This is a genomic window from Dactylosporangium sucinum (assembly GCF_014647515.1).
In the GTDB taxonomy this organism is placed as follows: domain Bacteria; phylum Actinomycetota; class Actinomycetes; order Mycobacteriales; family Micromonosporaceae; genus Dactylosporangium; species Dactylosporangium sucinum.
Genome location: NZ_BMPI01000013.1, coordinates 175,278 through 188,877 on the forward strand (window position 1 = coordinate 175,278; position 13,600 = coordinate 188,877).

At 72.5% G+C, this 13,600-nt stretch carries 11 protein-coding genes; 1 reads left to right on the forward strand and 10 read right to left on the reverse strand.

Annotation, left to right across the window (positions count from 1 at the left end; all coding sequences use genetic code 11):
• The 9 genes from IEZ31_RS15930 to IEZ31_RS15970 all read right to left on the reverse strand — a co-directional run.
• The coding region (locus IEZ31_RS15930; protein ID WP_190250659.1) for a GNAT family N-acetyltransferase at nt 1-362 on the reverse strand (362 nt) is incomplete at its 3' end.
• Between the two features lie 69 nt (nt 363-431).
• Nucleotides 432-1,898: a GTPase ObgE gene (gene obgE, locus IEZ31_RS15935; protein ID WP_190250621.1), complete on the reverse strand. Its 1,467-nt coding sequence runs from the start codon at nt 1,896-1,898 to the stop codon at nt 432-434.
• 526 nt (nt 1,899-2,424) lie between these two features.
• Nucleotides 2,425-2,682, reverse strand: a complete 258-nt coding sequence (rpmA, locus tag IEZ31_RS15940) for a 50S ribosomal protein L27 (RefSeq protein ID WP_190250622.1) — start codon at nt 2,680-2,682, stop codon at nt 2,425-2,427.
• Nucleotides 2,683-2,692: 10 nt separating this feature from the next.
• A complete protein-coding gene (rplU, locus tag IEZ31_RS15945; RefSeq protein WP_190250623.1) occupies nt 2,693-3,007 on the reverse strand; it encodes a 50S ribosomal protein L21 in 315 nt (104 codons plus the stop codon).
• 133 nt (nt 3,008-3,140) lie between these two features.
• On the reverse strand, nt 3,141-5,906 hold the full coding sequence (locus IEZ31_RS15950) for an Rne/Rng family ribonuclease (protein WP_190250624.1): 2,766 nt from the start codon (nt 5,904-5,906) through the stop codon (nt 3,141-3,143).
• A 179-nt stretch (nt 5,907-6,085) separates the two neighbouring features.
• Nucleotides 6,086-6,898 carry a TIGR03936 family radical SAM-associated protein gene (locus IEZ31_RS15955; RefSeq protein WP_190250625.1) on the reverse strand — a complete coding sequence of 271 codons (813 nt, stop codon included), beginning with the start codon at nt 6,896-6,898 and terminating at the stop codon, nt 6,086-6,088.
• Nucleotides 6,891-8,840, reverse strand: coding sequence for a TIGR03960 family B12-binding radical SAM protein (locus IEZ31_RS15960; RefSeq protein WP_190250626.1), 1,950 nt, complete (start codon nt 8,838-8,840; stop codon nt 6,891-6,893). Before IEZ31_RS15960 ends, IEZ31_RS15955 begins: the two co-directional genes overlap by 8 nt.
• Before the next feature lie 15 nt (nt 8,841-8,855).
• Nucleotides 8,856-11,201 (reverse strand): glycoside hydrolase family 65 protein, encoded by a 2,346-nt coding sequence (locus IEZ31_RS15965; RefSeq protein ID WP_190250627.1) that lies wholly within the window; start codon nt 11,199-11,201, stop codon nt 8,856-8,858.
• Nucleotides 11,201-11,941: a beta-phosphoglucomutase family hydrolase gene (locus tag IEZ31_RS15970; RefSeq protein ID WP_190250660.1), complete on the reverse strand. Its 741-nt coding sequence runs from the start codon at nt 11,939-11,941 to the stop codon at nt 11,201-11,203. Before IEZ31_RS15970 ends, IEZ31_RS15965 begins: the two co-directional genes overlap by 1 nt.
• A gap of 66 nt (nt 11,942-12,007) precedes the next feature.
• Between IEZ31_RS15970 and IEZ31_RS15975 the strand changes: the two genes are divergently transcribed.
• Nucleotides 12,008-12,829, forward strand: a complete 822-nt coding sequence (locus IEZ31_RS15975; protein ID WP_190250628.1) for a hypothetical protein — start codon at nt 12,008-12,010, stop codon at nt 12,827-12,829.
• Nucleotides 12,830-12,857: 28 nt separating this feature from the next.
• Here IEZ31_RS15975 and IEZ31_RS15980 read toward each other — a convergent pair whose 3' ends face one another.
• Entirely contained in the window at nt 12,858-13,547 is a 690-nt protein-coding gene (locus IEZ31_RS15980; RefSeq protein ID WP_190250629.1) for a lysophospholipid acyltransferase family protein, read from the reverse strand.
• Nucleotides 13,548-13,600: the final 53 nt, after the last annotated feature.

A 13,600-nucleotide genomic window follows, 5' to 3' on the forward strand; every position in this document is an offset into this window, starting at 1 on the left:
GCCGCCAGGAACAGCGAGATGGCGTCGGGCGAGGTCACGCCCGTCTCCAGGCGGAGCACCCGGTGCCCGCGGGAGGCGGCGAAGTCCTCCAGCGCCGCCAGCATCCGCCGGGCGAGGCCGCGGCCACGGTACGCCGGGCGCACGTAGAGCCGCGTGATCTCCGCGTTGTCGATGTCGACCGCCAGGAGCGCGCCGCACGCGACCGCGGCACCGCCGACAACCGCGACGAGGTAGCGCGCGGCCGGGTCGACCGAGTACACGTGGCCCTCCCGGCCACCGTCGCGCGTGCGCAGCTCGACCTGCTGGTCGACGACGAGCGCGATCACCTCCGAGTCGTCCGATGGACGTTGCTCGATCAGCATGGAGCGACGGTACGCAACCCGGATTTCCCGGATGTTTCACCTGACCAGCGATTTCCGTTGCACGGAGGGTCAAAAATCGTCGTCGTCCGGCTCGTCTCCGGGTGAAACTTCCGGCCGCTCCGCCAGCTGCTCGTACGGCACCCGGCGGGCCTTGCGCATGGCCTTGCGCTCGGCCGCCCCGACCCGCTTCGACGGCTCCTCGAGGCGGTAGTCGGTGCCCCGGTTGCCGGGCACGAACTCGGCCTCGGCGAAGTGCTCCGGCTGCCAGTCGAACTCACGGGCGCCGATGCGGACGGGGTCGCCGGGAGTCGCGCCGGCTTTCTTGAGCGCGTCCTCGACGCCCAGCCGGGCCAGGCGGTCGGCAAGATAGCCGACGGCCTCGTCGTTGTCGAAGTTGGTCTGGCGCACCCACCGCTCGGGGGCGCCGCCCCTGACCACGAAGACGCCCTCGCCGTCCCGGCTGATCGTGAAGCCGCTGTCGTCGACCGCGACCGGCCGGATGACGATCCGGGTCCGCTCCGGCGGCGGCGCGGCCTTGCGCTGCTGCTCGACCAGCTCGGACATGGCGAACGTCAGCTCGCGCAGTCCCTCGTGGGTGACGGCGCTGACGTAGTACACCGGGTAGCCCTTGGCTTCGAGCTCGGGCTTGATGATGTCGGCAAGGTCCCGCCCGTCGGGCACGTCGACCTTGTTCAGCGCGACGATGCGCGGCCGGTCCTCCAGCCCGCCGTACGCGGCCAGCTCCGCCTCGATCGCCTCGATGTCCGACACCGGGTCGCGGTCGGTCTCCAGCGCCGCCGTGTCGACGACGTGGACGAGCACCGCGGTGCGCTCGATGTGCCGGAGGAACTCCAGCCCGAGCCCCTTGCCCGTGGCCGCGCCCGGGATCAGCCCCGGCACGTCCGCGACGGTGTAGGTGTTGTCGCCGGCCTGCACCACGCCCAGGTTGGGCACGAGCGTCGTGAACGGGTAGTCGGCGATCTTCGGCCGGGCCGCCGACACGGCCGCGATCAGCGACGACTTGCCGGCGGACGGGAACCCCACCAGCCCGACGTCGGCGACGCTCTTGAGCTCCAGGACGACGTCGATCTGCTCGCCCGGCTCGCCCAGCTCGGCGAAGCCCGGCGCCTTGCGGCGCGTGCTGGCCAGGGAGGCGTTGCCCCGCCCGCCGCGGCCGCCGCGGGCCAGCTCCAGCTCGGTCCCGACCCCGACCAGGTCGGCGATGACCTCGCCGTCGAGGCTGTGCACGACGGTACCGTCGGGGACGCGCAGCTCCAGCGACTCCCCGTTGGCCCCGTCGCGATCGTTCCCGGCCCCGCCGTGGCCGTTGCGGGCCTTCTGGTGCGGGTGGAAGTGGAAGTCGAGCAGGGTGTGCACCCCCGGGTCGACGATCAGCTTGACGCTGCCGCCGTGACCGCCGTCGCCGCCGTCGGGGCCGCCGAAGGGCTTGAACTTCTCCCGGTGGATGGACACGCAGCCGTGACCGCCGTCGCCCGCCTTGACGTGCAGCACGGCCCGGTCAACAAACGTCGTCACGGAACGCTCCTTCGATCGCCACTACCCACACCGCTCTTGCACGGCAACCTCACCCGGCCCGGGCGGGGTGCCTGACATTTCCGAAATGTCGGACGGAACATCCGCTCGACCCCGGCCAACCATGTTGGGCCCGAGCCCATGTCGGACCCGCGGTTGACCTTGGTGGATTTCCGTCGCCGGGGTGACGGAAATCCACCAAGGTCAACCAGTCATCCGGCCAGCCTGGCCACCGCGTGGCCGCCTGGCGAGCCCGGCCGCCGCCTGGCCGCCCGGCAACCTGGCCGCCTCGCCGCCCGGCCAGCCTGGCCACCGCCTGGCCGCCTGGCCTGGCCTGGCCTGGCCGCCCGGCCGCTTGAGCCCCCGGAGCCCCGCGACCCCGGCAGCCCGCGGCTCGCGCAGCCCGCGACCCAAGCAGCCCGCGGTCCCCGCAGCCCCGCGGCCCGCGGCCTTGCCGGGGCGGCGTTTCGCAAACGGAAACGGCGGGCCCGGCGCTCAGTGCGCCCGGCCCGCCGCCCGAAAGAGAAACTCAGCCCTCAGCGGGCGTGATGCTCACCGTCTTGCGGCCCCGCTTGAGGCCGAACGTCACGTGCCCCGCGGCGAGCGCGAAGAGCGTGTCGTCGCCGCCGCGGCCGACCAGGTCGCCCGGGTGGAACTTGGTGCCGCGCTGGCGGATGATGATCTCGCCCGCGTTGACCAGCTGGCCGCCGAACCGCTTCACGCCGAGCCGCTGGGCGGCGGAGTCGCGCCCGTTCCGCGAGCTGGACGCACCCTTTTTGTGTGCCATCGCGCTTGCCCTACTTCCCGGTGGAGATGCCGGTGACCTTGACCTGGGTCAGCGGCTGACGGTGACCCTGGCGCTTGTGGTAGCCGGTCTTGTTCTTGAACTTGTGGATCCGGATCTTCGGACCCTTGGTGTGCGCAACAAGCTCAGCTGTCACCGCAGCGTTGGCAAGCTTGGCCGCGTCGGTGATGAGATCCTCACCGTCGACAAGCAGGACGGCGGACAGCGTCAACGCGTCACCCGGCTCGCCCGCGAGCTTCTCGACCTCGATCACATCGCCCTCGGCGACCTTGTACTGCTTGCCGCCGGTCTTGACGATCGCGTACATGGGACGCGGACTCCTGTCGTAGCTACTGGCGGGTTGGTCGGACGCATTGCCTGCTTCGTGCAGGCACGCAGAAGACCCTGCGCACGAAAGTGCGCTCTAGAGAGAGTACGCCATCCCCGGCGTACTCCCCAAATCAGGGGCGGGTCCGCCGGCGGACGCCACCCCGACGGGTCCGGCGCCGGGCGCCGTTGCCCGCCGGCTCGTCCTCGTCCTCGTCGACGTTGTCGGGGTCGTCCTCGGAGGCGATCGGCGTGTACTCCGCCTCCTCCGCGACGTCCTCGACCACGTGCGTGGCGTCGACGGCCTCCGCGGCCTCGTCGGCCTCCTCCGCGACGGCCGCGCCGCCCCGGCGGCGGCCCCGGCGGGTGCGCGGCGCCGGAGCGTCGGCCTCCTCGACGCCGCTGGTCACCGTGGCGGAGGCCACCTTCGCGACCGCGTGGCTGTGACCGTTGCCACCGCCGCCGCTCCGCTTCTCCGGGATCGGCTCGGTGTGGATGATCAGGCCGCGGCCCTTGCACACCTCGCAGGTCTCGCTGAACGCCTCCAGCAGGCCCTGGCCGACCCGCTTGCGGGTCATCTGGACCAGGCCCAGCGAGGTGATCTCGGTGACCTGGTGCTTGGTCCGGTCGCGGCCCAGGCACTCGGTCAGCCGGCGCAGGACCAGCTCGCGGTTGGACTCCAGGACCATGTCGATGAAGTCGATGACGATGATGCCGCCGAGGTCGCGCAGCCGGAGCTGGTGCACGATCTCCTCGGCCGCCTCGAGGTTGTTGCGGGTGACCGTCTCCTCGAGGTTGCCGCCGGCGCCCGTGTACTTGCCGGTGTTGACGTCGATGACGGTCATCGCCTCGGTGCGGTCGATGACCAGGCTGCCGCCGGAGGGCAGGAAGACCCGCCGGTCGAGCGCCTTGATCAGCTGCTCGTCGATGCGCTGGTCGGCGAAGACGTCGCTGGTGCCGGTGTAGCGCTTGACCCGGTCGACCAGGTCGGGCGACACGTGCGACAGGTAGGGCTCGACCGACTCGTACGCGTCGTTGCCCTGGATCACCAGCTCGCGGAAGTCCTCGTTGAACAGGTCGCGGACGACCCGGACGACCAGCTCGGGCTCCTCGTAGAGCAGGGCGGGCGCGCTGCTGCTGCCCGACTTCTCCTGGATCGCCTCCCACTGCGCCTGGAGCCGCTTCACGTCCCGCGCGAGGTCGTCCTCGGACGCGCCCTCGGCCGCGGTGCGCACGATGACGCCGGCGCCGTCGGGCACGAGGTTCTTCAGCACGTCGCGCAGGCGCTTGCGCTCGACGTCGGAGAGCTTGCGGCTGATGCCGGAGGCGTTGCCGTTGGGCACGTAGACGAGGTGCCGGCCGGACAGCGCGATGTGGCTGGTGAGCCGGGCGCCCTTGGTGCCGATGGGGTCCTTGGTCACCTGCACGAGCACCGAGTCGCCGGACTTCAGCGCCTGCTCGATCGTGCGGGTGCGGCCCTCCAGTCCGGTCGCGTCCCAGTTGACCTCGCCGGCGTAGAGCACGGCGTTGCGGCCCCGGCCGATGTCGACGAACGCGGCCTCCATGCTGGGCAGCACGTTCTGGACGCGGCCGAGGTAGACGTTGCCGACCATCGAGCTCGACGAGGCCCGGGTGACGTAGTGCTCGACGAGCACCTTGTCCTCCAGCACCGCGATCTGCGTGCGGTCGTTCTTCTGCCGGATCACCATCTGGCGGTCGACGGCCTCGCGGCGGGCCAGGAACTCCGACTCGGACAGGATCGGCGGGCGCGTGCGGCGCTGCTCGCGGCCGTCACGGCGGCGCTGGCGCTTGGCCTCCAGGCGGGTCGAGCCGGAGACGCCCTGCACCTCGTCGCGCTCGCGGGCGGCCGGGCGCGGCTCGCGGATCTTGACGACCACGTGCGGGTCGTCGGCGGCGTCGGTGTCGGCCGCGCCCTTGCGGCGGCGGCGCCGGCGGCGCCGGGTCAGGCCCTCGCCGTCCTCGTCGCCCTCGCCGTCGTCGGCGGCCTCGGCCTCGGCGACCGCCTCGTCGGTCTCGTCGGACTCGGCGGCCTCGGCGTCGAGGTCGTCGGCGTCCTCACCGGCGGTGCCCCGGCCCCGGCCCCGGCCGCGGCGACCGCGGCGGCGGCGCCGGCGGGTGCCGGGCTCGAACTCGTCGTCGTCGTCGTCGACGTCGGCCTCCGCCTCGTCGGCCTCGTCGGCACCGACCGGCGCCTCCAGGGGCTCGGCGGCGAGCTCGGCCTCGGCCGTGACCCGGCGGCCCCGGCGCCGGCGGCTGCGCCCGGCCGGCTCCTCCTCGGCGGCGAGCTCGTCCTCGACCGGCTCGGGCGGCGCGACGACCTGCTCCGACGGAGGCATGAACAGCAGCTGGACGGGCGGCGCGGCGCGGCGGCCCCGGCGGGCCGGCGGCTCCTCGACCACCTCGGCGGGCTCCTCGATCTCGGCGACCTCGGCGACCGGCTCCTCGACCGACTCCTCGACCGGCTCCTCGACCGACTCCTCGATCGCGACGACCGGCTCCGGCTCGGGCTCCTCGACGACGGCGCGGGTGGTGCGCCGCCGGGCCCGGGTCGCCTTGACCGGCACCGGCGGCTCTTCGAGGGGCAGCTCCTGCTGACCGGAATCACCGCCCTCGGGCGTTTCGACCGGCTCCGCGGCCTTGCGCCGGCGGCGCGTGGCCCGGACGGGCGCCTCGGCCGGAGCCTCGGCAGGGGCCTCGGTGGAAGCCTCCTCGGCCACGGCCTCCGCCACGGCCGGCGCCTCGGCCTCGGCCGCGGTGGCCTTGGTGGTCCGGCGGCGCGTGCGGCGGACCGGGGCGGCGGTCTCTTCTTCGCTGGCTGCGGCAGTTGCCACCGGCTCCTCGCCGGTGGCCTCGCCGCTTGCCGACTCGTTGTCGAACATGCGGACGTTCTCCAGTTCTGGCGCTCCCGGGCGCGTAGCAACTCAGCCACGCAGCCGCACGGGGGCGCCGCATATATGTTGTGCCGACGGAGGTTTCCGCTGACGCGGACGATCCGCCGAAAGTCTGCCAACCTCGATGCCGGCGACCGGCGGTCCGCCACCTGGCGGATCGTCGACCACTACAGCGACGAAGCTCCGACGACAGCCGCCGGCCGGTCCCCTTCGCCCTGAGCGGCGAGCGGATCGACGAGTTCACCCTGCTCGGTCAGCACGCCCTGAGCCAGTCGGGTCGCACGAGGCGGGACCGGCGGCTCCAGGTCGGCCACAACGCGCAGGCCGGACAGCACATCGTCGGGTCGCACGGTCGGGGTTCCCTGCCGCACGACAAGGTCGAGTATCGCACACGGTATGTCGGTGACCTCGGAAGGTAGGTCAGCGGGGGCCGGATCCGGCGCCACGACGGCGAGCCGCAGCACGGCCGCACGCGTGTCGAAGGTCCGGCGGCCCTGCTTGGTGAGCCGCTCGACGAGGACCTCCCCGGCGTCGAGGAACGCGCGCACGGCGACCTCGGCGTCGTGGGCGGCGATCCCGGGCAGCTCGATGCGCCAGGCCGCCGCGTCGATCCGGTCGGCCAGGCTGCCGCCGCCGTTGAGCGGCGACTCGACGGCCTCCAGCACGTCGAGGCCGGGCGACAGGGCGGCGTCGAGGGCCAGCCGGAGGTCGGCCGGGTCGACGACGGCCCGCAGGCCGATCTCGAGATACTCCGCCTCACTGGCCACCCCGGTCGGGGCCGCGGAGGCGTAGGAGACCTTCGGGTGCGGGGTGAAGCCCTGGGAGTAGGCGATCGGGACGTTGGCCCGCAGCAGCGCCCGCTCGAACGCGCGGGCGAAGTCGCGGTGTGACGTGAACCGCATCGGGCCGCGTTTGGCATACCGCAGCCGGATGCGCTGGACGACCGGGTCCTGGTTGCTCTCCGGCTGACGCTTAGGCATGCGGCACCCGCAACCCGGTGCCCACCGGAGTGAGCGGCAGCAGCTTCTTGCCCGTGGGGCCGATCTGGATCTCGGTGTCCTGGCTCGGGCAGACGCCGCAGTCGAAGCACGGCGTCCAGCGGCAGTCGTCCTGCTCGTAGCCGGTCAGGGCGTCCTGCCAGTCCTGCCAGAGCCAGTCCTTGTCCAGCCCGGAGTCGAGGTGGTCCCAGGGCAGGACCTCGTTCTGGTCGCGGTCGCGCGTGGTGAACCAGGCGAGGTCGACGCCGAACGCCGGCAGCTCGGCGGCGGCCGCGTCCACCCAGCGCCGGAAGGAGAAGTGCTCGGACCAGCCGTCGAAGCGGCCGCCCTCCTCCCAGACCCGGCGGATGACCGCGCCGACCCGCCGGTCACCCCGGCTGAGCAGGCCCTCGACCAGCGAGGGCTCGCCGTCGTGATACCGGTAGCCGATCGCCTTGCCGAGCGACCGGTCCGCGTTGATGGCATCCTTGAGCAGCTTGAGCCGCCGGTCGATGACCTCCGGCTCCGCCATCGCCGCCCACTGGAACGGCGTGTGCGGCTTCGGCACGAACCCGCCGATGGACACGGTGCAGCGGATGTCGCGCGAGCCGGTGGCCGTGCGGCCGGCCCGGATCACCTCGTGGGCCAGCTTGGCGATCTGCAGCACGTCGTCGTCGGTCTCGGTGGGCAGGCCGCACATGAAGTAGAGCTTCACCTGCCGCCAGCCGTTGCTGTACGCCGTGACGACCGTGCGGATGAGGTCCTCCTCGGTGACCATCTTGTTGATCACCTGGCGGATCCGCTCCGAACCGCCCTCCGGCGCGAAGGTGAGGCCGGTGCGGCGCCCGTTGCGCGAGAGCTCCTGGGCGAGCGTGACGTTGAACGCGTCCACGCGCGTCGAGGGGAGCGACAGCGAGACGTTGGTGCCCTCGTACTGCTGGGCCAGGCCCGAGCACATGTCACCGATCTCGGAGTGGTCGGCCGACGACAGCGACAGCAGCCCGACCTCGTGGAACCCGGAGAACTCCAGCCCCTCCTGGACCATCTGCCCCACGGTCGTGATGCTGCGCTCCCGCACCGGCCGCGTGATCATGCCGGCCTGGCAGAACCGGCAGCCGCGGGTGCACCCGCGGAAGATCTCCACGGCATACCGCTCGTGCACCGTCTCGGCCAGCGGCACGAGCGGCCGCTTCGGATACGGCCAGGCGTCGAGGTCCATGGTGGTGCGCTTGTGCACCCGGAACGGCACGTCGGCCCGGTTGGGCACGACCCGCTGGATGCGGCCGTCGGGCAGGTAGTCGACGTCGTAGAAGCGCGGAACGTACACCGACTCGGTGCGGGCGAGCCGCAGCAGCAGCTCGTCGCGGCCGCCGGGCGACCCCTCGGCCTTCCACTCGCGGACGATGCCGGTGATCTCCAGCACCGCCTCCTCGCCGTCGCCGAGCACGGCGGCGTCGATGAAGTCGGCGATCGGCTCCGGGTTGAAGGCGGCGTGCCCGCCGGCGACCACGATCGGGTGCCGCTCGTCGCGCTCCCGCGAGTCGAACGGGATCCCGGCGAGGTCGAGCATGGTGAGCAGGTTGGTGTAGCCCAGCTCGGTGGCGAACGACACGCCGAACAGGTCGAACGCGTGCACCGGCCGGTGCGCGTCGACGGTGAACTGCGGCACGCCCTCGGCCCGCATGAGCGCCTCAAGGTCGGGCCACACGGCATAGGTGCGCTCGGCGAGCACGTCCGGCTGCTCGTTGAGCACCTCGTAGAGGATCTGCACGCCCTGGTTGGGCAGGCCGACCTCGTATGCGTCGGGATACGACAGCACCCACCGCACGGTCGCGGCGTCCCAGTCCTTGACGACCGCGCCGAGCTCACCGCCGACGTACTGGATCGGTTTGCTGATCCGCGGCAGCAGTCGCTCGAGTTGCGGGAAGACGCTCGTGACGCTCACGACTCCCCAGCGTACTCAACCCTGCCGCTGGCGCCGATGCGGCGCCCGGCCGGGCGGCGGCGCGGGCGGCGGGGTCATCGGCCGCGGCTCGGGAATGCGCAGCGTGACGGGCTTGCCCGGGGCGACCGTGAGCTGCTCGCCGTGGTGGCGCACGGTGATCTCGCCGTCCGTCACCTCGTAGGTGACCTCGCGGTGGTTCACGGTGACCCGCAGCACGGTGCCGCGGCAGGTGATGGCGAACCGCAGCCGGTCGAGCCGGCCCGGCAGCCGCGGGCTGAACGACAGCTCACCGCCGTAGTCGCGCATGCCGCCGAAGCCGGCGACGAGCGCCAGCCAGGTGCCCGCGAGCGACGCCATGTGCAGGCCGTCGCTGGAGTTGTGCTGCAGGTCGTAGAGGTCGACGAAGGCCGCCTCGCCGAGGTAGTCGTAGGCCAGGTCGACGTGCCCGACCTCGGCCGCCAGCACCGCCTGCGTGCAGGCCGACAGCGAGGAGTCACGGACCGTGCGCTGGTCGTAGTAGTAGAAGTTGCGGGCCTTCTCCTCCTCCGTGAACCGGTCGCCGCGCCAGTGCATCGCCAGGATCAGGTCGGCCTGCTTGACGACCTGCCTGCGGTACAGGTCGAAATAGGGGTAGTGCAGCAGCAGCGGATAGTGGTCGGGCGGCGTGTTGGCGAAGTCCCACTCCTGGTGCAGGGTGAAGCCCGCCGACTGCTGGTGCACCTCGAGCTCGTGGTCGTAGGGCAGGTGCACCTTGGCGGCGGCGTCGCGCCACGACGAGATCTCCTCGTCGTCGACGCCGAAGCGGTGGGCCAGCTCCGGGTGGCGCTCGGCGGCCTCGGCGGCGTGGTTGAGGTTGTGCTGGGCCATGAGGTTCGTGAAGATGTTGTCGTCCGAGATCGCGCTGTACTCGTCGGGCCCCGTCACGCCGTCGATGTGGAACACGCCGTGCCGGTCGTGGTGGCCGAGCGAGCGCCATAGCCGGGCCGTCTCCACCAGCAGCTCCAGCCCGGCCTCGGCCTCGAACCGCTCGTCGCCGGTCGCCTGCACGTAGCGGACCACCGCCGCGGCGATGTCGGCGTTGACGTGGAAGCCCGCCGTGCCGGCCGGCCAGTAGGCCGAGCACTCCTGGCCCCGGATCGTGCGCCAGGGGAACGCGGCGCCCTTCAGGCCGAGCGTGCTCGCCCGGTCGCGGGCCAGGTCGAGCGTGTCATGGCGCCACCGCAGCCCGTCGCGGGCCGTCTGTGGGTGGGTGTACGTCAGGACCGGCAGCACGAAGCTCTCGGTGTCCCAGAAGACGTGGCCGTCGTAGCCGCGCCCGGTCAGGCCCTTGGCCGCCATCGGCCGCGCCTCGGCCCGCGCGCCGGCCTGCATGAGGTGGAACAGCGCGAACCGCACGGCCTGCTGGATCTCGGCGTCGCCGTCGACCTCGACGTCGGCCTGGGCCCAGAAGCCGTCGAGGTACGCCCGCTGCGCCTTGACCAGCCCGTCCCAGCCGCCCAGCTTGGCGCCGGCGATCGCGCCGTGCACCTGGTCGCGGATCGCCTGCCGGGAGCGCTGGCTGGACCAGCCGTAGGCGAGGTACTTGACGATCCGCAGGCGCTGGCCCGGTTGCAGCTCGCACGCGAACGTCGTGCGCGCCCAGTCCTCGGTCGCCTCGGTCTGCGCGCGTACCGGCACCGGCGCGTCGATCTCGTGGTCCATCTCGGCGCCGAGGCGCAGGCGGCTCGCGTTCGTGTGGTGCAGCAGCTGCGCGTCGAGGCCGTGCGCGTAGTGCTCCTCGGCGACGAGCGCGTGCCCGAGCGCCGCGGCGACCCGCGGGTCCTTGCTCGGGACCGGCGTGTCCTCGTTGGCGACCAGCTCCGACTGCACGATCACCCGGGCCGGCTCGTCGACCGGCTCCACCTCGTAGAGGAACGCGGCGATCGAGCGCTGCTCCAGCGACACCAGCCGGGTCGTGCGCACCTTGATCCGCTGCTGGGCCGGCGACACCCACTCGACGTCGCGCTGCAGCGTGCCGGCCCGCAGGTCGAGCACCCGCTCGTGGGCGAGCAGCTTGCCGTACCGCACGTCGAACGGCTCGTCGTCGACCAGCAGCCGGAAGACCTTGCCGTTGGTGACGTTGAGGATCGACTGGCCCTCCTCCGGGAAGCCGTACCCGGCCTCGGCGTAGGGCAGCGGCCGCTCCTCGTAGAAGGAGTTGAGGTACGTGCCGGGCAGCCCGTACGGCTCGCCCTCGTCGAGGTTGCCCCGCAGCCCGATGTGCCCGTTGGAGAGCGCGAACAGCGACTCGGTCTGGGCGAGCGTGTCGAGGTCGAGCCGGGTCTCCCGCAGCGTCCACGCCTCGACCGGGAACGTGGCCATCAGCTCTCCCCCTTCGCCAGGAGTTCGGACAGGTCGGACACGACCCGGTCGGCGCCGGCCCGGCGCAGGTCCCCGGCGTGGTCGCCGCCGACCCGGTCGATGCCGACCACGTACCCGAATCCGCCCGCCTTCCCCGCCGCGACGCCGGCCAGCGCGTCCTCGAACACCGCGGCCTGCGCCGGCTCGACGCCGAGCTCCTCGGCCGCCGCGAGGAACGTGTCGGGCGCGGGCTTGCCCTTGAGCCCCCGCTCGCGGATCGTGACGCCGTCGACCCGGGCCTCCAGGTACCGCTCCAGCCCGGCCGAGGCGACCACCTGCCGCGTGTTGGCGCTGGAGCTGACCACCGCCCGGCGCAGCCCCTGCGCCTGCGCCTGTTCGAGGTACCGCACCGACCCCGGGTACGCCTCGAGCGTCCCCTCCTCCAACAGCCGCAGGAGCAGCACGTTCTTGCGGTTGCCGAGGCCGTTGACGGTCTGCGCGTCCGGCGGGTCGTCCGGCGAGCCCTCGGGCAGGGTGATGCCGCGCGAGGCGAGGAAGTCGCGCACGCCCGCCGCCCGGGGCTTGCCGTCCACGAAGTCGTTGTAGTCGGCGACCGGGTCGAACGGCCGCTGACCGGGCCGGTCCCGCAGGAACTCGTCGAAGGTCGCGGTCCACGCCCGGTTGTGGACGGCGGCGGTCGGGGTGAGGACGCCGTCGAGGTCGAACAGCAGCGCGGTCACGTGATCCGGTAGCCCCAGCACATCAGTCACGGTATCGCCGATACCCGAACTCAGCGTGGCGTGCACATGGTGGTTAGCCTTTGTGGGGTGACAGTCCCGCCCGACGAGACGCCGACGCAGCGCAACCCGACGTGGGTGGGGTCGGCCTCCGTTCCCTCCGGGGGGTCGCGGCGGCGACGGCAGTGGGAGGACACGCTCGACCTGCCCGCGGAGCCCGAGACGCGGCAGGAGCCCGTCGCGCCGCACGTCGTCTACGTACCCGTGCCGACGCCCGCGCATCCGCGCGGCGGCTACGGGCCGCCCCGCGGTGGCTACGGGCCCTACGGCCCCCCGCCCCCGGCGCCCCGGCGGCGGCGCAGCCGGTGGCCGTGGGTGCTGCTGTTCATCTTCGCGCTGTGCGCGGGGTGCTGCGGCGGCTCGTACGCGTGGGCGCGGCCCTACTGGGTGCAGTACCCCGCGTCGGTCGACACGCAGGCGACCGTCCCCGGGTTCACCCGCGTCGACGACGCGGCGGGCCGCAAGCAGGCGGCGGAGCTGCAGAAGTCCCTGACCTCGGACCACCTCGACGAGCAGGGTTTCACGGTGACGTACCAGGACGCCGGCAACCGCCAGCAGCGCGTGCTCGTCTTCGGGGCCACCCGGTTCCTCACCAACCCGGCGCGTGACCTGGACGCGAGCATGCGGAAGCTGGGCACGCGGATCCAGGTCTCCGACGTGCGCGACGTCGACCCGGGCGTCTTCGGCGGCGAGCAGCGATGCGCGTCGTCGCGCCTGGACGGCCGGTCGGCGACGGTGTGCGGGTGGAGCGACCACGGGGTGATCGCGATCGCGGTCTTCGGGGGCAAGAACCTGGATCAGGCGGCGACGGCGACGCGGAACCTGCGCGGGTCGATCGTCCAGCGCGGCTGACCCGTTTCGAGGGCCGGCCTCGCGAAGCTCAGTCGGCGGCGACCTGGTCGGGGCGCTTCGGGGCGTAGCGGCCCACGTACTCCTGGCCCGTCAGCTGCTGGATGGCGTTCATCAGCTTCAGCGTGACCTCGCGCAGGCCGCGGCTGTCGACCTCGCCGCCCCGCCACTGGCTCAGGTCCAGCGGCTCGCCGACGCGGACCTCGACCGACGGGCCCAGCTTCGGCATCGAGGCGCCGACGGGCTGGACCTTGTCGAAGCCCAGCAGGCCGATCGGGATGATCGGGGCCGGCGCGTCGAGCGCCAGCTTGGCCACCCCCGGGCGGCCGCGGTACAGGCGGCCGTCGACCGAGCGGGTGCCCTCCGGGAAGATGCCGAGCACGTGGCCCGCGCGCAGGACCGGCAGGGCGGCGTCGAGGGCCATCAGGCTGGCCCGGCCGCCGGAGCGGTCCACCGGGATCTGGTTCAGGCCGTACATGATGTGGCGCATCATCGTGCCCTTGAGACCCGGGCCCTCGAAATACTGGTTCTTGGCGAGGAAGTACACGTTGCGCGGGGTGATCGCGCCCATCATGACCGAGTCGATCACCGACTGGTGGTTGCTCGCCAGGATCGCCGGGCCGGTCTTCGGGATGTTGTCGAGTCCGATGATCCTGGGTCGCCAGAGCAGGCGGGTCAACGGTGCGACCGTCATCTTGCCGACCGTATAGAGCACGGACAACTGCCCTCCACCAGGCTCGACCGACAACGCCGCCGCACACTCTAACCGGGGTG

Bases quoted from the DNA above. Each gene is read 5' to 3' on its own strand.
- IEZ31_RS15955 (WP_190250625.1), bottom strand. From the start codon at position 6,898: ATGCCTAAGCGTCAGCCGGAGAGCAACCAGGACCCGGTCGTCCAGCGC.
- IEZ31_RS15965 (WP_190250627.1), bottom strand. From the start codon at position 11,201: ATGGCCACGTTCCCGGTCGAGGCGTGGACGCTGCGGGAGACCCGGCTC.
- rpmA (WP_190250622.1), bottom strand. From the start codon at position 2,682: ATGGCACACAAAAAGGGTGCGTCCAGCTCGCGGAACGGGCGCGACTCC.
- IEZ31_RS15950 (WP_190250624.1), bottom strand. From the start codon at position 5,906: ATGTTCGACAACGAGTCGGCAAGCGGCGAGGCCACCGGCGAGGAGCCG.
- rplU (WP_190250623.1), bottom strand. From the start codon at position 3,007: ATGTACGCGATCGTCAAGACCGGCGGCAAGCAGTACAAGGTCGCCGAG.